This window comes from Rothia sp. HMSC068E02 (assembly GCF_001813565.1).
GTDB lineage: Bacteria > Actinomycetota > Actinomycetes > Actinomycetales > Micrococcaceae > Rothia.
This window is the reverse complement of record NZ_KV812887.1, coordinates 91,778-115,277: the sequence shown is the minus strand read 5'-3', so window position 1 is coordinate 115,277 and position 23,500 is coordinate 91,778. Positions and strand designations below refer to the sequence as shown.

General features: G+C 58.2%; 17 protein-coding genes and 3 tRNA genes. 4 read left to right on the top strand and 16 right to left on the bottom strand.

Translation table 11 applies throughout. The features are described from left to right. Positions 1 to 64: 64 nt before the first annotated feature. From HMPREF2919_RS06920 to HMPREF2919_RS06895, 6 genes are all read right to left on the bottom strand, one after another. Positions 65 to 1,765: an ABC transporter family substrate-binding protein gene (locus tag HMPREF2919_RS06920; protein WP_070666939.1), complete on the bottom strand. Its 1,701-nt coding sequence runs from the start codon at positions 1,763 to 1,765 to the stop codon at positions 65 to 67. 429 nt (positions 1,766 to 2,194) lie between these two features. Further along, a complete protein-coding gene (locus HMPREF2919_RS06915; RefSeq protein ID WP_005507215.1) occupies positions 2,195 to 4,288 on the bottom strand; it encodes an ABC transporter ATP-binding protein in 2,094 nt (697 codons plus the stop codon). Beyond that, positions 4,288 to 5,289: an ABC transporter permease gene (locus HMPREF2919_RS06910; RefSeq protein ID WP_005507216.1), complete on the bottom strand. Its 1,002-nt coding sequence runs from the start codon at positions 5,287 to 5,289 to the stop codon at positions 4,288 to 4,290. Before HMPREF2919_RS06910 ends, HMPREF2919_RS06915 begins: the two co-directional genes overlap by 1 nt. Next, entirely contained in the window at positions 5,286 to 6,281 is a 996-nt protein-coding gene (locus HMPREF2919_RS06905; protein WP_005507218.1) for an ABC transporter permease, read from the bottom strand. The genes HMPREF2919_RS06910 and HMPREF2919_RS06905 overlap by 4 nt, the downstream gene beginning before the upstream one ends. A 516-nt stretch (positions 6,282 to 6,797) precedes the next feature. Beyond that, on the bottom strand, positions 6,798 to 8,525 hold the full coding sequence (locus HMPREF2919_RS06900; protein ID WP_070666937.1) for an MDR family MFS transporter: 1,728 nt from the start codon (positions 8,523 to 8,525) through the stop codon (positions 6,798 to 6,800). A 130-nt stretch (positions 8,526 to 8,655) separates the two neighbouring features. After that, positions 8,656 to 9,327, bottom strand: coding sequence for a TetR/AcrR family transcriptional regulator (locus HMPREF2919_RS06895; RefSeq protein WP_239669157.1), 672 nt, complete (start codon positions 9,325 to 9,327; stop codon positions 8,656 to 8,658). A gap of 113 nt (positions 9,328 to 9,440) precedes the next feature. Between HMPREF2919_RS06895 and cls the strand changes: the two genes are divergently transcribed. Both cls and HMPREF2919_RS06885 read left to right on the top strand, forming a co-directional pair. Next, positions 9,441 to 10,919, top strand: a complete 1,479-nt coding sequence (cls, locus tag HMPREF2919_RS06890) for a cardiolipin synthase (protein WP_049353431.1) — start codon at positions 9,441 to 9,443, stop codon at positions 10,917 to 10,919. Positions 10,920 to 10,982: 63 nt separating this feature from the next. Continuing rightward, the gene (locus HMPREF2919_RS06885) at positions 10,983 to 11,540 is read left to right on the top strand and encodes a hypothetical protein (protein ID WP_049340248.1); all 558 of its coding nucleotides are present in this window, start codon (positions 10,983 to 10,985) and stop codon (positions 11,538 to 11,540) included. A 246-nt stretch (positions 11,541 to 11,786) separates the two neighbouring features. Here the strand turns inward: HMPREF2919_RS06885 and HMPREF2919_RS06880 are convergent, their stop codons facing one another. Continuing rightward, positions 11,787 to 12,983: an RNase H family protein gene (locus tag HMPREF2919_RS06880; RefSeq protein ID WP_049338251.1), complete on the bottom strand. Its 1,197-nt coding sequence runs from the start codon at positions 12,981 to 12,983 to the stop codon at positions 11,787 to 11,789. Between the two features lie 294 nt (positions 12,984 to 13,277). On the opposite strand from HMPREF2919_RS06880, the gene HMPREF2919_RS06875 reads away from it, so the two are divergent. Beyond that, positions 13,278 to 13,556, top strand: a complete 279-nt coding sequence (locus HMPREF2919_RS06875; protein WP_044150828.1) for a putative quinol monooxygenase — start codon at positions 13,278 to 13,280, stop codon at positions 13,554 to 13,556. A gap of 113 nt (positions 13,557 to 13,669) precedes the next feature. Here HMPREF2919_RS06875 and HMPREF2919_RS06870 read toward each other — a convergent pair whose 3' ends face one another. Continuing rightward, entirely contained in the window at positions 13,670 to 14,704 is a 1,035-nt protein-coding gene (locus HMPREF2919_RS06870) for a 2-oxoglutarate dehydrogenase (RefSeq protein ID WP_070666933.1), read from the bottom strand. A gap of 263 nt (positions 14,705 to 14,967) precedes the next feature. Further along, entirely contained in the window at positions 14,968 to 16,812 is a 1,845-nt protein-coding gene (ilvD, locus tag HMPREF2919_RS06865) for a dihydroxy-acid dehydratase (RefSeq protein WP_070666931.1), read from the bottom strand. 415 nt (positions 16,813 to 17,227) lie between these two features. Here ilvD and HMPREF2919_RS06860 point away from each other — a divergent pair, with 415 nt between their 5' ends. Continuing rightward, complete coding sequence (locus HMPREF2919_RS06860) at positions 17,228 to 19,057, top strand: alpha,alpha-phosphotrehalase (protein WP_070666929.1); 1,830 nt, start codon at positions 17,228 to 17,230, stop codon at positions 19,055 to 19,057. Between the two features lie 145 nt (positions 19,058 to 19,202). Here HMPREF2919_RS06860 and HMPREF2919_RS06855 read toward each other — a convergent pair whose 3' ends face one another. The 7 genes from HMPREF2919_RS06855 to HMPREF2919_RS06825 all read right to left on the bottom strand — a co-directional run bounded on the left by HMPREF2919_RS06855 (position 19,203) and on the right by HMPREF2919_RS06825 (position 23,160). Then, the gene (locus HMPREF2919_RS06855) at positions 19,203 to 20,168 is read right to left on the bottom strand and encodes an ABC transporter substrate-binding protein (RefSeq protein WP_070666926.1); all 966 of its coding nucleotides are present in this window, start codon (positions 20,166 to 20,168) and stop codon (positions 19,203 to 19,205) included. 4 nt (positions 20,169 to 20,172) lie between these two features. Further along, the gene (locus HMPREF2919_RS06850; RefSeq protein ID WP_049357837.1) at positions 20,173 to 20,871 is read right to left on the bottom strand and encodes an ABC transporter permease; all 699 of its coding nucleotides are present in this window, start codon (positions 20,869 to 20,871) and stop codon (positions 20,173 to 20,175) included. A 3-nt stretch (positions 20,872 to 20,874) separates the two neighbouring features. Continuing rightward, the gene (locus HMPREF2919_RS06845) at positions 20,875 to 21,654 is read right to left on the bottom strand and encodes an ABC transporter permease (protein ID WP_070666924.1); all 780 of its coding nucleotides are present in this window, start codon (positions 21,652 to 21,654) and stop codon (positions 20,875 to 20,877) included. Beyond that, positions 21,651 to 22,598, bottom strand: coding sequence for an ABC transporter ATP-binding protein (locus tag HMPREF2919_RS06840; protein WP_070666922.1), 948 nt, complete (start codon positions 22,596 to 22,598; stop codon positions 21,651 to 21,653). The genes HMPREF2919_RS06845 and HMPREF2919_RS06840 overlap by 4 nt, the downstream gene beginning before the upstream one ends. Before the next feature lie 201 nt (positions 22,599 to 22,799). After that, positions 22,800 to 22,872 (bottom strand) — tRNA-Phe (locus tag HMPREF2919_RS06835). A gap of 73 nt (positions 22,873 to 22,945) precedes the next feature. Continuing rightward, a tRNA-Asp gene (locus tag HMPREF2919_RS06830) sits at positions 22,946 to 23,019 on the bottom strand. A 68-nt stretch (positions 23,020 to 23,087) separates the two neighbouring features. Beyond that, positions 23,088 to 23,160: transfer RNA gene (locus HMPREF2919_RS06825), tRNA-Glu, on the bottom strand. Positions 23,161 to 23,500: the final 340 nt, after the last annotated feature.

The window sequence follows — 23,500 nt, the reverse complement described above, 5'->3', positions numbered from 1 at the left end:
ATAATCCGGGTGGACACTTTCAATAGCTCTAGGCTATTCACCTAGGAGGTGAAGGGATGAGGACTTACTTAGCCCAACCAACCTTCTCCCAGTGAATGCCGGTGCCCTGGAAGAGGGACACGCCGTAGTTGCGCAGACCCTTCTTCACGAACTTGTACTCGGGGCCGTTCATGAGCGGAATCAGCACTGCGAACTCAGCCAGGTGCTTCTTCTCGATCTCATTGCAAGCCTGGTTGCGTTCCTTGTCGTCAGCAATGAGCTTCATCTTTGCGATCATCTCATTGATCTCATCGGAACCAGCTTCCTCAGGCTTACGGCGCATGTAGAACTGCTCGGTAGCCTCGGTAGCATCCGGGGAGCTCGGAGCGAAACCGGAGGAGGTTGCGTCGTAGTCCTTGGAGGCCATGGTCTTGTTAAACTCGCTAACAGCACGGGAGTCGAGCTCAGCATTAATACCTACGGACTTCAGCTGCTGAACCAGGGTCTGACCGACAGCCTTGGAGGTGGGATCCTCACCGAAGATGGAGAACTTGAAGGCAGCCTGCTTGCCGTCCTTCTCGTAGAACTCACCGTTCTTGGTGTAGCCTGCCTCTTCCAGAATCTTGGATGCAGCAGCAGCATCGTTGTTCGGGGTCGGGTAGGTGTCCTGGTAGTACTCGTTGAAGGGCATGTGAATCATCGAGTTGGGAAGCTTCTCTTCGTAATCCAGGCCCTGGAAACGAACCTTGGCGAGAGCCTCACGGTTCAGACCAGTAACCACAGCGCGGCGCAGAGCAACATCCTGCATGCGGGCGGGGTTCATGGTCACGCCACCGGAGAACAGGCGAGAGCCTCGGCGGATCTCGATGTTAGCAACGTCCTTGAGCTCCTTGTATGCGGAAGCGGTGGTAGCACCAATCGCATCAAGCTCATCGTTCTTGAATGCCGCGCGCTCAGCAGCGGGATCCATCTGACGGAAGACAATGCGCTCCAGAACGGGCTTCTCGCCCCACCACTTGTCGTTGCGGGTCAGGGTCAGGGTCTTCTCGGTCGAGTTCCAACCACCTTCAGCAATGGTGAAGGGGCCAACCCAGTACTCGGGGTGCGGCTTGTCAACGAAACCAGTGTTGAAGAGTTCCTTGTCCAGCAGAGCCGGGTGCACAATGCCAGCGAAGAGGGTATTCAGCGGGTAGTAAGGTGCGGAGAAGGTTACCTTCACCTTGAAGTCATCACCGTCGCGCTCCACGGAAGCAATGCTGCTGTAGATGCCGCTGCTTCCGACCTTGTAGTCACCATCGGTGCTCTTGAGGATGTTCCAGGTAGCCTGCAGAGCCTTGTAGTCGATGGGGGTACCATCGTTGAACTTAGCCTGGGGGTTCAGCTCAATGGAGACGACGGGCAGACCGTTTTCTTCGGCGACATCGAAGCTCTTCGCAAACTCGGGAGCCAGAGTGCGCTTACCCAGGGGGTCACCCTGCCACAGGCCTGCGTAAGCCACGGGGCTCATAGCGGTCTGGGTGTACAGGGAGTTGCCGTCCGCGCTGAAAAGGTTGAAGTCCGGGCCAATACCCGGAATAGCCAGGCGCAGAGTGCCGCCATCCTTCAGCTCAGATACAGCGGCCTCGCCAAGGTCATAAAGCTCCTTGGCATCGGTGCCCACGGTTGCACCCTTGGTGGTTGCCTTGGAGTCCTTGGACGAGCCGCACGCAGCCAGTACGCCCACGGTACCCAGTGCTGCAGCGCCACCGAGAACGGTACGACGGTTCAGGATGAAATTCTTCTCCATGAGAGTGTCCTCTTATACGTTTGACCCTCAATAATCCTGCAGGAAAGCGTCAAGGATTCCCTGCTCATGCGCCGCAATAGGGTGCGGTGAGCGATGAATTAGTGCCGGTCTATGAATGTGTTCCTTGAGGTACGCCCCTAGCGGCGCACCCACAGGCTTAATTATGGCTTACTGCCAGCAGGAAAGCTCTTCCATAAATATTCATATCTTGAATGGTGAGAAAGGTTATACCTAGTCAGGGCGGTTTTACCCGTTTTCCGGACCGTTTCAGTGCCTAGCGCCACATTCTGCGGTTCCCCCCGTCTCACTAGGTGACAATCTCGAACAACGTACAGCCCACCAATACCGGGCATAAAAAACCCGAGGGGCGAATATTCAACGAATATTCGCCCCTCGGCACACATGCGACTTATTCAGCCGACTCTAGAGCTACACCGTAGCGGCCTCAGCCTCAGGGTAGTAGCAAGCATAACCGTGATCCTCACCCTCAACGTGGGTCAGCTCCGGCATCTCCTCCAGGCAACGACGCTTCTTGTCCTCAGGCAGGAGCTTGAAGACCGGGCAGCGGCTCGAGAAGCCACAGCCCTTAGGCGCGTTCACCGGAGTGGGCAGGTCACCCTCAAGCATAATGCGGTGGCGCTTTGCCTCAACCTCGGGATCCGGAACCGGAATCGCCGAGAGCAGTGCACGGGTGTACGGGTGGATCGGGTTGTCGAACACCTGGTCGACGTCACCAATCTCAACAATACGACCCAGGTACATCACTGCAACGCGGTCGGATGCGTGGCGAATCACCGCGAGGTCGTGAGCAACCATCAGGTAGCTCAGGCCCAGGTTTGCACGCAGCTCCTCCAGCAGGTTAATCACACCAGCCTGGACGGACACGTCCAGTGCGGACACCGGCTCATCCAGAACCACGAGCTTGGGGTTCACAGCAAGCGCACGAGCAATACCGATACGCTGACGCTGACCACCAGAGAACTGGTTCGGGAAGCGGTTCACGTGGTCAGGCTGCAGACCCACAATGTGCATCAGCTCGATGACGCGCTTCTTGATGTCTGCCTTGTTCATGCCCTGGTTTTCCAGCGGCTCAGCAAGCACCTCGTAAACGGTGAAGCGCGGATCCAGAGCACCGGTGGGGTCCTGGAACACCATCTGCTGGTTCTTACGCAGCTCAAGAATCTCACCTGCGGACTTGCCGTCCTTGGTGGAGGTTCCGTTGATCAGAATCTCACCGTCGGTGTTCTTGTTGAACTCCATGATTTCCAGCAGGGTGGTGGTCTTACCACAACCGGACTCACCCACGATGGAGAAGCACTCGCCCTCGCGAATGTCGAAGGACAGGCCGTTCACAGCCTTCACAGTGCCCACGCGGCGCTTAATCAGCGCGCCCTTCATGAGCGGGAAGTGCTTCTTGACGTTGCGGACCTCCAGGACGGGGGCACGCTCCTCACGCGGAATACCGTCGTACTTCGATACCGGGGGCTCCGGAACCGGGTACAGCTCGTCAGCGGTCTTACCGACCAGCTCCTGAGAGATGGTGCAGGAGGAGTAGTGGCCCTCGCCAACGCCTTCCAGCAGCTGCAGATCGGGCTCGCCGTTGGAGTCCTGGCAGCACTGGCCACCGCTCTTAGCGATGGGGCAACGCGGGCGGAAGGAGCACGCGGTCACCGGGTTAATCAGGTTCGGAGGGGTACCCTCAATCGGAACCAGGGAGACCTTCTCGGAACGGTCCACACGCGGGACCGCACCCAGCAGACCGATGGTGTACGGGTGGGAGGGATGCTTGTACAGATCTTCTGCCTTCGCAATCTCCACCGGCTTACCGGCGTACATCACCAGAATGTCGTCAGCCATACCAGCCACAACACCAAGGTCGTGGGTAATCATGATGGTCGCTGCTCCGGTCTCTTCCTGAGCCTTCTGCATAACCTCCAGCACCTGCGCCTGAATGGTCACATCCAGTGCGGTGGTGGGCTCATCAGCGATGAGCACGCGGGGGTCATTCGCAATCGCCATAGCGATCATGATGCGCTGACGCATACCACCGGAGAATTCGTGCGGGAAGGAACGCAGGCGGTCAGCCGGCGAGGGAATACCCACCATACGCATCAGTTCGATGGAACGGTCCTTGATAGCCTGCTTGCTCATGCCCTTGTTGTGGACCTTGAGCACCTCGGCAATCTGATCACCAATGGTGTACACGGGGGTCAGTGAGGACAGCGGATCCTGGAAGATCATAGAGATCTCCTTGCCGCGGTATGCGCACATTTCCTTATCGCTCAAGCCCAGCAGCTCAGTGCCGTTGTACTTGACCGAACCGGTGATGTCAGCGGTAGTCGGGTGCAGACCCATGATTGCCATGGAGGCAACGGACTTACCGGAACCGGACTCACCCACAATACCCAGGGTCTTACCGGGGTACAGGTCAAAGTTCACACCGCGAACAGCGTGCACGACGCCATTCTCAGTATTGAAGCGGACGTTGAGGTCCTTAACGCTCAGAACGGGAGAGGTACTCATTAGTTCTTCGCCTCCTTTGCAGCGGCAGCAGGTGCCTCTGCCTTCTCGTTCTTCTTGGACTTCTTGATCTTACCGACAGACATGGAGGTCGGGTCGAATGCGTCACGCAGACCGTCGTTCATGAGGGCCAGCGGACCAACCAGCAGGAAGAAGAACAGAACCGGGAACCAGAACATGTGCGGCAGGGTGTTAATCTGCTGCGAAGCATCCGAAATCAGCGAACCCAGCGAGTAGTTGGGGTACTTAATACCGATGCCGATGAAGGAGTAAGCGACCTCAGAGAGCACAGCGCCCATGATGCCGCTGGTGAAGTTCAGAACCAGCAGGGAGCCAATGTTCGGAACCAGGTGGCGCATCACAATCTTGAAGGGGTGCACACCCATGTAGCGTGCAGCCTTCACGAAGTCGCGGTTGATGAGGGACTGCGCCATTGCACGAATAACACGGGCGCTACCCATCCAGCCGAAGGCAATCAGCACTGCAGAGAGCAGAACCCAGGTGGGGACGCTCTTCTGAATCTGCTTACCAACCTGACCGTTAATCAGAATTGCCAGAATCAGCAGCGAGGGAACCATGATCAGGGTCTCGAGGATGAACAGCATAATCTTGTCAATCCAGCCACCGAAGTACGCCATCACACAACCGTAAACTGCGGAGATGAACACAGTGGCCAAACCGACGACCACACCAATCTGGAGAGAGGTCCAGACGGCCTCAGACATCATGGCGAACACGTCATTACCCGCGATGGTGGTACCGAACCAGTGCTCGGCCGAGGGGCCTTCACCCAGCGCCATGTAGTCAATGTCGTTGGGCTTGTACTTGGTCAGGTACTTACCGAACAGACCGAACAGACCCATGCCGATGAACACGCACAGACCGAAGACTGCAGCCTTGTTACGCAGGAAGCGGCGCAGAATAATAACGCTCTTGTTGATGACCTTGAAGTCACCGTTCTCCTGTACCACCGGTACGGAGGAAGTTGCAGTTACCTGACTCATGAGATCCTCACTCGGGGGTCGACGATGGTGGTAGCGATATCAGCGATGATCGCACCGACAGCGAACAGTGCAGAACCGTACGCGAGGGTCACGGTCGCAGCGTTCACGTCCTGCGCGGAAATGGAGTCAATCGACCACTTACCGATACCGGGCCATGCAAAGACGGTCTCGGCGAAGAATGCACCCGCAAAAATCATCGGAATCTGGTACGCGATGGACTGTGCCACGGGGATGAAGGAGACGCGCAGTGCGTGGCGAGTAATCGCCTGGTTACGGGTCAAGCCCTTAGCACGAGCGGTACGCACGAAGTCAGCGTTCACGTTATCGAGCAGGTACTGACGCTGTGCAATCTGGTAACCAGCCCAACCGAAGATGGTCATACAGAAGGTCGGCACGACGTAGTGCGCCGCCATATCCATGGTGATTTCCCAGAATCCGGTCAGACCCGGAGTCGAAATACCGGTCACATAGAAAATCTTCTCTCCACCATTAGCAACGGCGATGTTGTTGATAGTGGTCGCGCCCTGCTGCACCACGAAGTAAGCAACGGGAGCGGGGATGATGTAGACCAGGTAGGAGTAACCGGTGATAACACGGTCAGAGAACTTGTACTGGCGAGCTGCCGAGTACACACCCAGGGCAATACCAATCACAATCGAGAGAATGGTAGCCACCAGCAGCAGGCGGGTAGAAACCCACACGCGCTGGCCAAATTCCTGGTTAATGTACGCGCCGTTGGGGCTACGGCCCCAATCGAACTTGGTGACCACATTGGTCAGCCACTGAACGTAGCGGTCCCAGGGGTTCATTTCGGGATCGAGACCCAGGGATGCGAAGTTACGGTTCACCTGCTCGGGGCTAGGCTTCGGAACCTTTTCCTGCTCCAAGAGGGCAGGCTTCAGGGCAGTAACCGCTGCAAAGTAACCCATCGTGGTCGTAATAAAGACCATGACGAGGTACGTCAGCGATCGCTGGAGGATGTACCTAAACATGGGACGGTTCCCCTCCTTGTGTAGATGTCGGTGTTAAGGCATGTGTGTCATGCTGTCCTAGCGCACTGCTTCGTGATGACTGTCACTAGGAGCATATGTACTTTATCTTATATAGCCTGTAACACTTCCACCAAACCCACATTGGGCACTTTCACCCCTTAGAACAGCCTGTATGCAAGCTAAAAGGGAGCTGGGTAAAAAAATGCCCCGGAATACCGGGGAAAAGGGGCGGATTAACAATTTTTACGAAAATTTTACATCGGAAACAATTCTCTCGACATAGGGACGTAATAACCTTTTCGATAAGCGCTTTAATGGGGCAAAACACCACGTAAACCCACTATTTAAGGGACTAAACCAACACTTCCAACCCCTAAACCAAGCACTAAGGCACACCTCTTAAGCGCACTGGTTAAGGCAACTCAGCCAAAAGCGGCGCCCCGGCACGAGCACACGACTCGCACCGGGGCGCCACTTATACAGGAAGGCAACGCCTCCGCGTCTAGTGCTAAGACCCTAGCTCTTAGCGTTAGGCTCCGAATCAGGCGAAGCCTCCGAGCTCAACGACTCATTAATACGAGCACGAGCAGAGCCGTGCATGCTCTTCAAATCCTGAGCGTCCTTAGCAGCCATCTCCGGAGTAATCACCGGAATCGCGCCAGTCGCCGCGCGAGCAATATCAACAGCCGGCTCAGTCTCCAGGGTCGTCGCCAACGCGTCCTCACGAATGAAGAGCAGAAGCAGCGTAGACACCAGACCCAGCGGCACCAGGTACAGGAACAGCGGAATCAGCGCATCGTTATACGCATTCACAATGATGCCGTGCACCGGCTCCGGCAAAGACGCCACCAGTTCAGGAGTCAGAGACGAAGACGCATGGCTACCCGAAGACTGCAGCGCCTGCTGCGGCATACGCTCAGAAATCAGCGAGGTCAGACGCGAGGTAAACAGACCACCCACCAGCGAGGCACCCACAGTAGCACCCACCTGACGGAAGAAGTTATTCGACGCCGTCGCGGTACCAACCACACTCACCGGGAACGCATTCTGAACAATCAGAGTCAAGAACTGCATAGACATACCCAGACCGGCACCCATCACCGCGAGGTACACACAGAACAGCCAGGTCGGAGTCTCAACAGTCACAGTCGACAGCAGGAACAGGCCCAGCGCCACAATCGCGGTACCGCTCGTCACATAACGCTTATAGCGACCGGTCTTCGACACCACGCGGCCCGTCACAATCGACACCACCAGCATGACGCCCATCATCGGGATCATCAGCAGACCAGCCACCGTAGCGCTAACACCCAGCGCCATCTGCAGATAAGTCGGGATATACTCCACCGCACCGAACATTGCCACACCCAGCGCCAGCGAAGCACCCAGAGTCAGCAGGAAGTTACGATTCTTGAACAGGTACATGGGCATGACCGGCTCAGCCGCACGGTTCTCCACCGGGATAAACACCAGCGCAGCAACCACAGAGAAGACCAGCAGACCAATAATCTCGGGCGAAGTCCACTCGTACTGGTTGCCACCCCAAATCGTGGCAAGCACCAGCGCACTCGTACCCGCCATCAGAATCAGCGAACCAAGGTAGTCGATGCTGTGCTTCTCACGCTCACGGAACGGGCGGTGCGGCAGCAAGAAAATCACCGCAAGAATCGACAGGATAGCCAACGGCAGATTCAGCCAGAACGCCCAACGCCAACCCGGACCCTCAGTAATCCAGCCACCAATCAGCGGACCAGCCACCGACGAGAAAGCAAAAACGCCACCGATAATACCCATGTAGCGGCCACGGTCGCGGGGAGGAATCACATCAGCAATCACAGCCTGAGAAAGAATCATCAGACCGCCGCCGCCCAGACCCTGCAGGCCACGAGCAAAAATCAGCCAGTTCATGCTCTGCGCGAGCGCACCAACAATCGAACCCGCCATGAAAGCGACAATCGCAAAAATCAGGAAGGGCTTGCGTCCGAACTGGTCAGAAAGCTTGCCGTAGACCGGCATCGTAATCGTCGAAAGCAGGATGAAAATGGTAATCACCCAGCTCATGTGCTCCACGCCGTGAAGCTCACCCACAATCGTGGGCAGCGACGGCGCCAGAATCGTCTGGTTCAGCGAGGACATGAGCATCACAATGACCAGGCCCAGGAACATGGCGCGGATGCGGTTTTTACTTTCCTGCTTAGCCTCACCGGCTGGCGGCTGAGGTAGATTCTTTTCCTCTGTACTCATCGTTTAATCCTTAGTTACGTTCTATATGTCTGTTGTGAGTGTCCGCCGGGCTCTGGATTCGGTTGCCTCGATTCGGGGCCTCGGATTCGGTTTCCGGCGGGCTTTTGTAGTTTGTAGCAGTGAACCGCCGCTAGATTGCCGGTCGGTTCTGCTCAAAAAGCAGGAACTGGAAGGTCTTCACCGTCTGGCGGATATGGCGGGCAATATCCTCTTTATCTTCCAGGTCGCGGGCGAACTCCAGCTGACGAAGCACCGCGGAGGCAAGCTGGACCTTTGCGCGTGATCGCTCCCGGAAGTGATCGGTCAGCGGGTCAGCGGGGGTTCGGCGCGGGAAGGGGCCGCGGCGACCGGCCGCGTCAAAAGCCACCCAGTCAATAGTGTTCAGGTAATCGGTGAGCACCTGTTCGCACTTCATGTAGTGCATTTTCATTCGTTTCGCGGACTCGGGGAACTCCTGAAAGGGAGCTCGGGGGTCCTTGCCATTGGCGTAGTGGAAGCTCTGGAAAATGACCTCCCAGAGAAGGTGGGTTACACGAATGATGGTGTTGTCATCCTCGTGGGCGCGGTCTGTTTCGAGGATTTCCTCGCTGACCACCGGTTCACGCAGACCCAGAACGGCGTCCTCTTTGGAGGGGAAGTAGTTGAAGAAGGTACGCGGGGAGACGCCCGCCTCCTGGGCGATTTCTTCAACGGTGGTTCCGCGCATCCCGTGTTCGCGGACGCGTTTGAGGGCTGCTTCGTGGATTGCCGTCCAGGTTTGTTCGCGGCGGCGTTCGCGAAGGCTCTGTTCCTTTTTCTGCATAACTGCAATTATTTCATCACTGCACACAATGCTCAAGTGCATTTTTAGCGTTAAGGCCCACAGCATAGCCAGCTAAGCTCCAGCCCCACACAAAACATCGGCATAATAGAGGGATGAACTTGTTTGCCCCCACCTCCCTCGATTTCCTGCCAGACTGGCTACGCCTCGCACTCGGCATCGCCGATATCCTCATCCGACTCGCAGCCCTCTGTTGGCTCCCCTACAACCGCAAACCCGTGGTTGCCCTGGGCTGGCTCATGGCCATCTTCTTCATCCCCTTCGTAGGGTTCATCGCATTCCTCGTCTTCGGCTCCTCGCGCCTGCCCGCCTACCGCCGCGCACGCCAACACGCCATGAACGACTTGATTCGCGAAGTCAGCGAGAACAAGCCCTTCCTCACCCGCACCGACGACCTCTCCGACCCCGCAAAGGCAGCCAGCCAGCTCAACTACACCCTGGGCTCACTCCCCCTGGTCGGCGGCAACCAATTCACCCTCCACACCGACAACCACGAGGCAATGGTCGCCATGGCGGAAGAAGTCGACCGCGCCACCAAATACGTGCACTTCGAGTTCTACATCACCGCCTACGACGAGGCGAGCGCAGTCCTCTGGGACGCCCTCTTCGCAGCCCACGAACGCGGTGTACAGGTGCGCGTACTCCTCGACCACATCGGCTCCTGCAAATACCCGTCCTATAAGAAACTCGTGAAAATGCTCAACGACTCGGGTATGCAGTGGCGCCTCATGCTGCCGCTCAAACCGTGGAAACTCAAGTGGCAGCGACCCGACCTGCGTAACCACCGCAAGGTCCTCGTCGTGGACGGACGCGTCGCGTTCTCCGGTTCGCAGAACGCTATTCACCGCTCCTACGACATGCCCGAAAACATTAAGAAGGGCTTGGAGTGGAAGGACCTGACCTTCTCCTGCACCGGCCCCATCGTTGAAGAGCTCAACGCCGTTTTCGTCTCCGACTGGTACTCCGAAACGAACCAGCTGATCCTGGCAGAAATTAACACCAATATCCCCTACTACAAGGATGGGATGCGCGCCCAGGTTGTGCCCTCCGGCCCCGGTTTTGAAACCGAAAACAACCTGCGCCTCATTAACTACCTGATCTACAACGCCGAGCGGCGTATTACCATCTGCTCACCCTACTTCGTACCCGAAGAGACCCTACTGCAGGCACTCACGAACGCCGCATACTCCGGTATTGAAACCACCGTGATTGTGTGCGAGAAGGGCGACCAGTTCCTGCCGAACATGGCGCAGCGTTCCTACTACGAGCAGCTGTTGCAGGCGGGTGTGCGTATTCTGCAGTACCCCAGCCCGACCGTGCTGCACTCCAAGTTCATGATGGTCGACGACGAAATCGCGTTCATTGGCTCGTCCAATATGGACCCGCGTTCCTTCTCGCTGAACATGGAAGTGTCAACGTTCGTCATTGACCGCAAAATGGTGGCGATGCTGGATGAAGTATGCGCCGAATACGAGCAGGTCTGCACCGAGCTGCTGTACACCCAGTGGGCGGAGCGCCCGCGCCGCATCAAGATGACGGAGAACCTCTGCCGACTGTGGTCATCGCTCCTCTAAACTATTTTTCGCACACTCGCAGGGTCTGAGTTTTCATCCCCGCACTCGCCAAAGGACTATCGGTTGCCCCTTCTAATTCGTAAAGCACGGCGCAAATTCGCTGAACTCGATGCACACGATGTAGCCCACCGCATCTCCGCGTACACCTACGGTAATTTCTTGGTGCTGGCGGCTCTGCTGAGCGTCTACGACGCGAACGCTATCTTTGACGGCACCGCGATTCTCTACATTACGGGTACCGGTCTGACCACCTACATTGCCCACGTCATCGCAGAAATGCAGGAGTACCGGGTACTGCACGGCGGCACCCCGCCGCGAGAATTCGTCAAGCACGCGCTGGGCAACGCAAGCCCGATTCTGGGTACGACCGTATACCCCGTGCTGTTGCTGATTCTGGCGGCAATCCTACCGCCCGGCGCCACCTACGAGATCATTTTTGACTACACTATTCTCCTCTGTCTTGCGACCGTGGTGTGGCGTATTTTTAGCCTCAACTTCGCGATTGCTCGCTACCGCGGCGAACCGCTCTGCTGGCGTACCTTCCGAAGCGCTGTGTGGCTCACCTTCGCCGTTATTGTTCTCGCGATTGTGAAGATTATGTTTACCCACGCTGGTAAATAACCTAAAAGCTCCCTCTGAGCTCGATTGAATCGACGCTCAGGGGGAGCTTTCGTTTCCCTCGCATTCTTTTCCCGCGCACCATTGCAGGATGCGCGGGGCTACAAGCTAGAGCAGCGCTACAGGTGAGCCTCGTAAAAGCGCATGCAGAAAAGGCAAAAGGGCAAAAAGAAACACGCGACACCTCCGACATTGCATACTTTCGTATGCGGCGAATGTATCGCGCGTTCATTTCTACCCTGGACTAGTTTAGCGCCATAAACGGTTTCCCGTGTGGATTGAAGAAGGTTTAATCTGCAACCACTCCGGCGCAAGCAGGCGAACAGCCTTCGCACAACCCGACAAAGCAGTAATAATCGACTCGCAACGCTGATTAAACTCGCTCTGGTGACGCTTATCCACAATCTGCCCCGGAAAATGGCGATGCATCTTCGACACAGAGTCGCTACTCTCCTGCAAACCGTGGCCCGTATGGCCCGGAACATGCTTCACCAGCACACGCTTCTCGCGGATAGCCTCCGTCAAAGCACGCATCTGAGCCACAACACGCTCATCCTGAATGCCCTCAGAAACCCAGGCTTCAAAAGCCCAACGGCTATGCGCCAAACGCAACACAAACGTCAACGCACCCAAAGAATCCGTATGAATAATCAGGCGGCGCGAACCGCTATGGAACACCGTATAAGCCGCCAACATTGCAGACAGCTCACCGGTCATAATGTTCACGCCATCATAGTGGGCATGAAAATAGAAGCCGTCCTCACTCACGCCGGCGATACCCATACGGCCGCCACGCTGATACTTCTTATTGTGAGTCGAACGGAACGAACAATCCGTGAAAACGCTATAGTCCTGCAGCTGAGCCAGCGGACGAGGGGTCAGTGCCTCCTCCACCATCTCATCCACAGCGGTACGTGCCGCACACACCTCAGCCTGCATCCGCTCATACGCGGGCGTGCCAGCAAGCTTCACATGCACTTCACCCAAAGAATGGTTATCGTACGGGTCCAGCACCTTCTCAAAGGCGCGGTACTCCATAATCCCCTTCAACTGGTCGCAATCACGGAAAAGATGCTTCAAATTCTTACGGTCAGCAGCAATCGTCACCAGGTTCTGACGGTACTGCTCAGGAACCACATCCCACGCAGAAAGCACGGCACGGCCCAGCAGACGCGGATGCACCTCATCACAGCACTCCATCAGGGAATGAACGTGAGTGAAAAGCATCAGCTCCTCATTCACCACCGTGCGGGTGCCGTCCTGCTTAGAAATAAAAACCACCGTCGACAACGCCGAATAGCAAAAACCCTGCGCCGTACGATGCTCCTGAGCCACCGCAATCACAGCAACGCCCTGATTCGTGTACCCGGCAGGGTACGAGGCGCTATAGTCGGGAGCCTCCCAAGTCAGGGTGCATCGTTTGATATGCGCCGGTGAAAATCCCATGAGTGTCACCCCCCATGTGTGCCATACCGCTTCTCCTTCCATTCATGCGGTGTATCGTCCTCGTTCTTTTATAGGTCGAAAAGAAAGGGGCACGCAAATATAAAACACCTTTTTTACAGTTAGCGAATGGGCCAGCCGAAAATCCTCTCACCCGCCGCCACAGCGCAGAAACACCGCCCACAACACAGCGCGAGAAACCCCCACGCATACCTCACCGAGGCGCAGGGAAAGGTGTACGGTAAAAGAGTCATATACGACGCGGCAACCGCCGCACCACCCCACAAGGAGAGCCCCATGATTGGTGTTTACGCCGGAGTATCCGTCAAGCCCGAGCACGTCGAAGAATTCCTCAAGACCATCGAACCGCTCGTGACCGCAAGCCGCCAGGACGAAGGCAACGTCAGCTACGACTTCGGTGCCGTCTCCGACACCGACTTCGCATTCATCGAGCGTTGGGAATCCCAGGAACTGCTCGAAAAGCACATGGGCACCGAACACTTCCAGAAGGCTGTCGCCGCATGGGAGCCGCTGCTCTCCTCCGAGCTGGACGTTCGCATCGTCAACTTCCGCTAAACGACGTTAAAGACCGAGGTGCCCGGCACCCCCTAAGTGAGGGGTGCCGGGCACCTTCGCATGTCAGTTATGGAGGCGAGCGCAGCTACTCGCGGCGCGCCTTTATGCTCGGTCTAGCGGCGTTCCAAACCGACCTCCACCGAATCAAGCGTGAAACCGTTCGTCGCGCTCACGCAATGCACCTTACCGGTATTCACCGACTTGCAGGTGTAACCGTACGCAGTCACCACCTGACCGGTAGACAGGGCAACAATGCCCTCAGTATTCACCGGCTCCGGGGTGGCGGTCTGACCGACCAGGCTCACCTCGGGCGCCTGGCCCTGCACCATGTGCACGCGCTGCTGCGCCTTACCGGATGCGGCATCCCAGCCCTCCAGGGTCACGCCCACCATCGCCTGGCAGTCCACACCCGACGGGGTCACCGAGCACGCGACCTTAGAGTCCGGGCTGGTGAAACGCAGCGCCTCAACAGTCTTCGCAGAATCACCCTGACCGAAAGTGCCGCCACCGTACGCTTCAGCGAAAGTCAGCGTACCCGACAGCATGCGGGTCTGTGCCGGAATCAGCGCCAGGCGCGGCTTCTCAACGCTACCACCCTGCGTGAAGCAGGCACCCGTAATGTAGTCGCGGCCCTGCACCTTCGTAGCGCACTGGTACCACTCAACACTCGCCGCGCCGTCCTGGTTCTTGCGGCTGTTGAAGAGGCGCACCGCCTCCTGAGCCTTCGCGCAATCCGAACCGTCATACACGTAAATACCGGCGGAACCACCCAGCTGGCTGGTCATGCCGCAGCGGGTGCCCGCATCGATAGTGTTCGCGGAGCCGCTCGCCGTGGCGTATGCAGCCTCGAACTCGGCATCGGTGCTCGGCTCATCCGTGGGGGTCGCTACCGAGTCGTAGGTTGCCGGGGAGTCCAGGCCGGCAGAAATCTGGACAGTATTCGGCTTCCAGGAGCCATCCGCCGCGTGGAACAGGGTCTTTGCATCAACGGGCGCGGAAGAAGTCGCCACCATCATCGGGGCGGTTTCAGAATCATCAGCCTGCGGCTGAGCGGAGCAAGAGCTCAAAGCGAGCGCACCGATGCAGGCAAGAGCCGTCAGGGCACGACGAGTAAAAGCACGCTGTGCGCGCGCGGGCAGGGTAACCATGAATGCGTCCTCGTGAGGGTTGCGAATTGCGTTGTGTCGAGTGGTTGTGCTGAGTCGGTGAATCGGGTACCTAAAATACCTTCTTACACCCTACTGCAACACCACTGACAAGGCAATACGCCGCACCGGGTATCCCACGACGGTGGACAAAGATACGAACAAAGACGCGAACAAAGAGCAGCGCCCCGCCCGCAGAAAAACCGCGGAACGGGGCGCCAGACATTAGGGCAAGATATTAAATTCTCACACGATACGTGAGGGGCTTATGCGTCCTCGGGCAGGATGCGCACGCCGCCCTTATCAGCCGAAGCAGCCAGCATGCCGTACACCTTCAGAGCGGCCGAAACCTGACGCTCACGCGGCTTCGACGGACGCCACGGTGCAGCGCCCTTCGCCTCGCGGCGAGCAGCAAGCTCCTCATCCGAAACGTTCACACGCAGGATACGGTTGTTCACGTCAATCTCAATCTCGTCACCGGTCTGCACCAGGCCGATCGCGCCGCCAGCAGCCGCCTCCGGGGAGACGTGACCGATAGAAATACCCGAGGTACCACCGGAGAAACGACCGTCAGTAATCAGCGCACACTTCTTGCCAAGGCCCAGACCCTTCAGGTAGGAGGTCGGGTACAGCATTTCCTGCATGCCGGGGCCACCCTTCGGACCCTCGTACTGGATGACAACAATGTCGCCTTCCTTCACGTTCTTCGACAGAATCTCGTGCACAGCCTCGTCCTGCGACTCGACCACGAAGGCGCGGCCCTTGAAGTGGAACAGCTCCTCATCAATACCAGCAGACTTGATGATCGCGCCGTTCTGGGCAATGTTGCCGTACAGGACCGCCAGACCGCCGTCCTTGGTGTACGCGTGCTCCACGGCGCGGATGCAACCGTTCTCGGCGTCGGTCTCGTGGGATTCGTACTTGTTCGCGGTGGAGAACGCCTGAGTGGTGCGCACGCCGCCGGGAGCAGCGAGGAACAGTTCCTTCGCCTTCTCGCTCGCCTTGCCGCTGCGGATATCCCACTCGTCCAGCCACTCGTCCAGCGAGTCAGCGTGAACAGAATGAACGTTCTTGTGCAGCAGGCCGGCACGGTTCAACTCACCCAGCAGGGCAGGAATACCGCCGGCACGGTGCACGTGCTCAATGTGGTACTTAGTGGAGTTCGGGGCAACCTTCGCCAGGCAGGGAACCTGACGCGAAATGCGGTCAATATCCTTCAGAGTGAAGTCAGCGCCCGCCTCGTGAGCAATCGCCAGGGTGTGCAGCACGGTATTGGTCGAACCGCCCATCGCCACGTCCAGCGCCATAGCGTTCTCGAACGCCTCCTTGGTCGCAATGGAGCGAGGCAGAACCGACTCGTCATCCTGCTCGTAGTAGCGCTTAGCCAGCTCAACGATGCGGCGGCCAGCATCCAGGAACAGTTCCTTACGAGCAACCTGAGTAGCCAGGGTGGTGCCGTTACCGGGCAGCGCCAGACCAATCGCCTCATTCAGGCAGTTCATGGAGTTCGCGGTGAACATACCCGCACACGAGCCACAGGTCGGGCACGCATTCTTTTCAACCTGAGCGAGCGCCTCATCGCTGACGCTGTCATCAACAGCCATCACCATGGCGTCAATCAGGTCGAGGCGGTGCTCAACAATACCCTCAATGCCCTCGCCGGACTCCATGGGGCCGCCAGAGACAAAGATGGTGGGGATGTTCAGGCGCATAGCCGCCAGAAGCATACCGGGGGTGATCTTGTCACAGTTAGAGATGCAGACCAGCGCGTCGGCACGGTGCGCGTTGACCATGTACTCGACCGAGTCAGCGATCAGATCGCGGGAAGGCAGCGAGTAGAGCATACCGTCGTGACCCATCGCAATACCGTCATCAACAGCGATGGTGTTAAATTCCTTGGCGACGCCGCCAGCCTCACGAATCGCGCCGGCGACCAGCTCACCCATGTCCTTCAGATGCACGTGGCCGGGCACGAACTGGGTGAAGGAGTTCGCGATAGCAATAATGGGCTTGCCGAAGTCGTCATCGCCCATGCCGGTGGCACGCCACAGGGCGCGGGCACCAGCCATGTTACGGCCGTGAGTTGAAGTACGTGAACGCAGTTCTGGCATTGTTTTACCTTCCGTAGTGATGCAAGTACTGATTTTACGCGCGGCGTCCAACGCTCTTCAGCTCAGGGTCACTTTGGTTTCATGCATCGAAACGCGCACGAGCCTGCAACCGCCTATCGGTGGGAGGGTTGAGGCCACGGGGGTTGTGCCGGATCTGCGGCAGAATTGCCCCCTTTGGGGTAGATGGGGGACATCACCCCATTATGCCCCCTAATCTGGAATGAGCCCAGGTTGCGGGCGTCGATATTCAGTCGGCGAACGCACCGGGAGGCGGCGGGCTACTGTGCCTGCCGCGTACGGGCCTCGCTGCGCATACGTAGCAACATCCGTAGCACCGGCGCAGTTCGTTTCTAACGCACTGATTTATACACGCTTTTATACACGCTGAACCCTGCTTACGTTTCAGAAGGTTTCCATGACACAGGCACCCACCGCATCGCTCACCCTCACGCCGGCAACCAGCCCGGCAACCACCCCGGCAGGCGGCAAGGATTTCGCGTCCTCCGTCATCTACCAGGTGTACCCCAAGTCCTTCTACTCCTCGGCGGGTGGCGCCTACGGCGACCTGCGCGGCGTCATCGAGAAGGTGCCCTACATTGCTTCCCTGGGCGTGGACATGGTGTGGTTCAACCCGTTCTTCGCCTCCCCGCAGAACGACAACGGCTACGACATCTCCGACTACTACGCCATCAACCCCGACCTGGGCACCATGAAGGACGTCGAAGAGATGATTGCCGCCCTTGCCAAGCACGGTGTGGGCGTCATGTTCGACATGGTGCTCAATCATGTTTCGACCGAGCACGAGTGGTTCCAGCGTGCGCTCGCCGGTGAGCGCGAGTACTGGGATTACTTCTACATTCGCCCCGGCAAATACACCGAGGACGGTCAGCTGCGCGAACCGACCAACTGGGAGTCGAAGTTCGGCGGCTCCTGCTGGTCCCGCTTTGGCGAGTACACGGATGAGCACGGCACTCCCCTGTTCTATATGCACCTGTACGACCGCACCCAGGCGGACGTGAACTGGTACAACCCGACTGTGCGCGACGAACTGTTTAAGGTCGTGAATTTCTGGTACGAGAAGGGTGTGCGCGGTTTCCGTTTTGACGTCATTAACGTCATCGGCAAGGGTGAAGAGCTACTCGACGCCCCCGAAGGCACCGTGGACAAGGCACAATACACCGACACCCCGATTGTGCACACTCGCATTCAGCAGCTTAACCGCGCCTCCTTCGGTCAGTATGATGACACCGTGACCGTGGGCGAAATGTCCTCGACCAGCATCGAAAACTGCGTGGGCTACTCCAACCCGGCAAACCACGAGCTAGATATGGTGTTCAGCTTCCACCACCTGAAGGTGGACTATGAGAACGGCGAGAAGTGGTCGAAGGTGCCGTTCCGTTTTGCCGAGTTGAAGCAGATTCTGAACGATTGGGCGCTGGGTATGCAGGCCGGCGGCGGCTGGAATGCGCTGTTCTGGAATAACCACGATCAGCCGCGTGCGCTGAACCGTTTTGGTGACGTTGAGCGTTACCGTGCCGAGTCGGCGACCATGCTGGCGACTGTGATTCACCTGCTGCGCGGCACCCCGTACGTGTACCAGGGCGAGGAAATCGGCATGATTGACCCGGTCTACTCCTCGATCGAGCAGTACGTGGATGTGGAGGCGCACAACGCCTACGCAATGCTGCGTGAGCGCGGTCTGAGCGAGCAGCAGGCCCTGGAGATTGTGGCGTCGAAGGCTCGCGATAATTCGCGTGTGCCGATGCAGTGGACCGCGGATCCGGTGATTGCCGGGTTTGGTTCCACGTCGCCGTGGCTGGCTCCCGCCCCGGTTCGTGATGCGGCGACCGGTGCCGGTATTTCGGTGGAAGATGAGGAACGCGACGGCATGATTCTGCCCTACTACCGCAACCTGATTGCCCTGCGTAAGCAGTACCCGGTCATCTCTGCGGGTTCGTACGCGCCCTACGCGCTGGATCACGAGCGGGTGTTTGCGTACCTGCGTGAGCTGCCGGCTGAGGCTAGTGCTGAGAACGGTAGCCCGGCGCAGCGCCTGCTGGTGCTGACGAACTTCTACGGTGAGCCGACCGAGGTTGAGGTTCCGGCTGAATTCGTTCGTTCCGGTCGCGTGCTGGTGTGTAATTACAAGAATTCTACGGTCGATTCTGCCGTATCTGATTCGGCTGAGACGGTGACGCTGAGCCTACGCCCCTACGAGGCTCTGGCGCTGCTGATTGAGGGCTAAAAGCTACTGTATGCCCCTCCCCTAACGTGTGGGATAAGGGCAATATAAACCGACCTGGCAATATTCTATTTCTAGAATATTCCCAGGTCGGTTTTGTTTATAGACATTCCTATAGAGGAATTTATATGGAATATCAGGCAGAATCTTAGAAGCCGTGCTCGTTCAGCCAGGCAGCCGCCGCCTGCGCAGGCTCCTGCTTAGAGGTACCCGAAACACGGTCATTGAGAGTGCGCAAATCAGCGGTGGTGAGCTTCGCCGAGACGCGGTTCAGAACCTCCGCCGCGGAGTCGGGAACTCGCGACGTATTGATAATGGGCAGCACCTGCTGAGCCAGAATCATGTTCTTCGGATCCTCCAGCACCACCAGCTGATTCTGCTCAATTGCAGGGGTGGTCGAGTAGAGGTCAACCACCTGCACAGTGTCATCCAGCAGGGCCTTAACGGTCAGCGCGCCACCACCATCCGAGAGGGGCACAAACTCGGCGGGGACGCATCCGTACTTCTCTTTCAGACCCGGGATACCGTAGGCGCGCTCGGCAAACTCCGGGGCGGCGCCAAGCTTCAAATTCGTACAGCGAGAAGCAAGGTCCTCTAGGCTTCGCAGACCGTACTTCTGGGCGGTCTGCGCGGTAACGACAAGCGAGTCCTTATCCTCCGCCTCGGAGGCGTTCAGGGCGCGGATTTCAGCCCCGGAGCCACCCGTGGTGAGGGTGCCGAGGGCGGCGGGTAGCGCCTGCAGAATCTCCTGCGCAGTGTTAGCTGTAGCCTTCGGGTCGAGGTAAAGCAGCAGGTTACCGGAGTAGTCCGGGATAACATCCACCGCACCGGAGGCAAGCGCCCCCAGATACGCCTCGCGGGCGCCGATGCTCAGCTGGGTGCGGGCGTTGAATCCCGCCCGGGCGAGGGCTCCAGCGTAGATTTCGGCAAGGATTTGGGATTCGGCGAAGGCGGCTGAGCCGACGATGATTCCTTCATGTTCGCCGCTGAAGACTTTATCGCCGCTGAGCCCGCAGGCGCTAAGAATACCCGCCATGCCGAGTGCACCGGCGGCGGTGAGTGCAACGCGACGAGATACGGTACGGCGCGTGAAGGTTTGATGCGTCTGATTCATCGGTTCATGCCTTCTTCCAGTTGATGGTGAGCCCCGCGGGAGTGAGCGCACGCTGCACGAGGCCCATGAGCGCGTCCACGGCGAAAGCGAGAAGCGCCACGAGCAGGGTTGCGACGAGCATACGCGGGTAATCGCGCACGGCGAGCCCATCAAAGAGGTACCTGCCGAGGGTTCCGCCGCTGAGGTAGGCGACGATGGTCGCGGTTGCGATGACCTGCACGAGTGCGGAGCGGAGCCCGCCGAGCATCATGTTGGCGGCGAGCGGGATTTCGAGGCCGGTCAGAATCTGCCATTCGGTGAGTCCCTGGGCGCGGGCTGCGTCCACGAGGTCTTCCGGCACGGCGGCGAGGCCTTCAAGAACTCCGGCGAGCAGAGGTGCCGCCGCAATAATAATGAGCACGATGAGGGCGGGCAGGGTCGAGACACCCAGCCAGAGTGCCAGGATAGTGAGCAGACCGAGCGCGGGCAGCGCGCGGGTGGCGGCAACGGTGCTCATGAGCAGGTTGCTACGGCCGCGGTTGGTGCCGTCGGAGGGTCGGTGGTGCCCTGCCCAGAGGCCGAGGGGCACGACGATGAGTGCCGCGCAGACGGTGGCAAGGGCGGTGACGCTCAGGTGTTCGAGCAGGCGCACGAGGATTCCGCCGCTTCCCTGCCAGTTGGCGCCGTCCATGAGGTAGGCGAAGGTTCGTTCTATGACGTTCACGGGTTATGCCTTCCTTTCGGGGCTGCGGCGGTTCGTAACCGTAGCCGCCTGCCAGGGCGTAAGTGCCCTCATCAGAAGGATAAGGAGCAGGTCGAGGACCAGTGCCAGCAGCAGGCTAAGGACTACGCCAGCCAGGATTTCCGAAGGGATATTGCGCGCGAGTCCATCGGTGAAGAGCGTACCGAGCGAGGGCACACCGATGAGGGCACCCACGGACACCATCGCAATATTTGCCACGGTTGCCACGCGGATTCCTGCCATAATGACGGGCGTAGCGAGGGGCAGGTAGAGCTCCATCAGCGCCTGTCGGGGCGTGTATCCGAGGGCGCGTCCAGATTCGTGCACGCTATCGGGCACAGAGTCGAAGGCATCCACGCCGGAGCGCACCATGAGCGAGAAGGAGTAGACACTCAGGGCAACGAGCACGTTCAGCGGGGAAATAATGGAGGTTCCCAGAATGAGCGGCATCAGCACAAAAAGCGCGATCGAGGGGATGGTGTACAGCAGTGAGGAGAGATGCATGAGGGTTCGCGCACCGATGCGGCGTTCGGAGCCGCGGTCGCGGCGACGGCTCGCGTAGTAGGCGACCGGCAGCGCGACGAGAGCGCCAATCGCGACGGGCACGACGCCCTGGTAGAGGTGGCTGAGGGTCAGCTCGAGGATGCGCTGACTATTGGTGGCGACCCATTCCCAGTGCATGTCGCTTGCGGCGAGGGGTGATGCCACTAGGGGATGCGCGGTGAGAGGTGGTGCCGCGATCACACTATTTTCTAGAAGACTCATTCGCTTTTCTCGCCTTCTACCGCACCATTCTGTGCTTCTCGGGAGGCGGCAAGTCGGCGTTCACGCGCCTGGCGCACCGTCTGCTCATCCAGCAGGCCGGCAACGGAGCGGCTCACGAAGGAGCGCACAAAATCATCGGCGGGGCTGTAGAGAATCTCTTCGGGAGTGCCGAACTGGGCGAGGCGACCGCCCTCCGCGAAGACGGCGATACGATCTCCCAGCAGGAGCGCCTCATCAATGTCGTGGGTGACGAACACGATCGTCTTGGCGAGTCGAGCCTGCAGGCGCAGCAGCTCGCGCTGCAGGTCGGTACGCACCACCGGATCCACCGCGGAGAAGGGTTCGTCCATCAGCAGGATGGGCGCATCGGCGGCGAGAGCACGCGCCACACCAACGCGCTGCACCTGGCCACCCGAGAGCTGGGCGGGGTAGCGCTTAGCATACGAAGAATCCAGGCCGACCACTTCAAGCAGTTCGAGCGCGCGAGCCTGCGCCTCCTTGCGGGAGGCGCCGAGCAGGCGCGGTACGGTGGCAATATTCTGCGCGACGGTGCGGTGCGGCATGAGCCCGCCCTGCTGCATGACGTAGCCAATACCGCGGCGTAGCTCGTAGGGGTTCTTTTCGTGCACGTTCACGCCGTCAATGGTGATGGTGCCGCTATTGGGCTCGACCATGCGGTTAATCATGCGCAGACTAGTGGTTTTACCGCAGCCGGAGGGGCCGACGAACACGGTAATCTGCCCCGCGGGGATGTGCAGGTTCAGGTTCTGGAGCACCGTGGTGGGTTCGCCGGTTCGGCTCGGGTAGCTTTTGGTGATGTTTTCGAAGCGGATTCCGCCCGCCTGCGTGCTACCAGTGGCAGCATTTTTTGCCCAGGGAATCTGAGGTGAGTCCTTTTGGTGCGGGTGAGTTGAATTTTGTGCGGCTGAATTTTGGGCGGTCATGGGTGCGTTGGTGCTTTCTGCAGTGGCTATAGGGCAGGTGCCTCTGTATACAATCTGTATACAATTCTATATACGAAAAGGCGGCATCTCAGGGTTTTATTCCCAAGATGCCGCCTTTTCGACGGTTTTGCAGTATCTGCAACCGCAAAGTTTTTTAAAAACAAAACCCGCCCCACTGTAGAAGCCTGGAGGCGGATTTCGTGGCTCCGACCGGCGTCGATCCGGTGACCTTACGATTTTCAGTCGTACGCTCTACCAACTGAGCTACAGAGCCTTGCGTATTTACTTTTAGATACGCAATGACCGCGTCTTCGGATGAATAATCATCTGAACTTACGCGGCCAGAGCGACCCCGACGGGACTTGAACCCGCGACCTCCGCCGTGACAGGGCGGCGCGCTAACCAACTGCGCTACGGGGCCTTGTTGGAATCAACAGAAGTAAACTCTATATCATCTAACTTGGCTTTGCAAATCGTGAGATTTGCAAGTACCCCCAACGGGATTTGAACCCGTGCTACCGCCGTGAAAGGGCGGCGTCCTAGGCCGCTAGACGATGGGGGCCTAGTCGATCGAACAGGTTCCGTTTTCTTCATCCCGTCGTTCGAACCTCCACTAGTCTATGACAGGTTTGCGGAGGCACGCAAACCGTTTTGTTCGATTTTGCCCGATTTTGACCCCCATTTTCGACCATTTATAGCCTGGCACATATGTGTTTAAGCTTGTCAATGAGGATTCAGAGAAACTTCAAAAAATTTTAAAATTTCTTCACAACACCCCAAATCAGGGGCTTTTGGAAGGTTTTTAGACACGTTTGGGTACCTACAGGAGCCCAGAGAAAGACTTTTTCGCCACCTCCATTTCTACAGATTTTCTACAAACTCCTCCGAAACTCCTCCGAAAT

What these genes read in the sequence shown, in the direction of transcription:
- HMPREF2919_RS06900 (WP_070666937.1), bottom strand. Translation starts at nt 8,525, where the DNA reads ATGAGTACAGAGGAAAAGAATCTACCTCAGCCGCCAGCCGGTGAGGCT.
- HMPREF2919_RS06860 (WP_070666929.1), top strand. Translation starts at nt 17,228, where the DNA reads ATGACACAGGCACCCACCGCATCGCTCACCCTCACGCCGGCAACCAGC.
- cls (WP_049353431.1), top strand. Translation starts at nt 9,441, where the DNA reads ATGAACTTGTTTGCCCCCACCTCCCTCGATTTCCTGCCAGACTGGCTA.
- HMPREF2919_RS06920 (WP_070666939.1), bottom strand. Translation starts at nt 1,765, where the DNA reads ATGGAGAAGAATTTCATCCTGAACCGTCGTACCGTTCTCGGTGGCGCT.
- HMPREF2919_RS06840 (WP_070666922.1), bottom strand. Translation starts at nt 22,598, where the DNA reads ATGACCGCCCAAAATTCAGCCGCACAAAATTCAACTCACCCGCACCAA.
- HMPREF2919_RS06910 (WP_005507216.1), bottom strand. Translation starts at nt 5,289, where the DNA reads ATGAGTCAGGTAACTGCAACTTCCTCCGTACCGGTGGTACAGGAGAAC.
- HMPREF2919_RS06845 (WP_070666924.1), bottom strand. Translation starts at nt 21,654, where the DNA reads ATGAGTCTTCTAGAAAATAGTGTGATCGCGGCACCACCTCTCACCGCG.
- ilvD (WP_070666931.1), bottom strand. Translation starts at nt 16,812, where the DNA reads ATGCCAGAACTGCGTTCACGTACTTCAACTCACGGCCGTAACATGGCT.
- HMPREF2919_RS06915 (WP_005507215.1), bottom strand. Translation starts at nt 4,288, where the DNA reads ATGAGTACCTCTCCCGTTCTGAGCGTTAAGGACCTCAACGTCCGCTTC.
- HMPREF2919_RS06875 (WP_044150828.1), top strand. Translation starts at nt 13,278, where the DNA reads ATGATTGGTGTTTACGCCGGAGTATCCGTCAAGCCCGAGCACGTCGAA.
- HMPREF2919_RS06855 (WP_070666926.1), bottom strand. Translation starts at nt 20,168, where the DNA reads ATGAATCAGACGCATCAAACCTTCACGCGCCGTACCGTATCTCGTCGC.
- HMPREF2919_RS06880 (WP_049338251.1), bottom strand. Translation starts at nt 12,983, where the DNA reads ATGGGATTTTCACCGGCGCATATCAAACGATGCACCCTGACTTGGGAG.
- HMPREF2919_RS06895 (WP_239669157.1), bottom strand. Translation starts at nt 9,327, where the DNA reads ATGCAGAAAAAGGAACAGAGCCTTCGCGAACGCCGCCGCGAACAAACC.
- HMPREF2919_RS06870 (WP_070666933.1), bottom strand. Translation starts at nt 14,704, where the DNA reads ATGGTTACCCTGCCCGCGCGCGCACAGCGTGCTTTTACTCGTCGTGCC.
- HMPREF2919_RS06905 (WP_005507218.1), bottom strand. Translation starts at nt 6,281, where the DNA reads ATGTTTAGGTACATCCTCCAGCGATCGCTGACGTACCTCGTCATGGTC.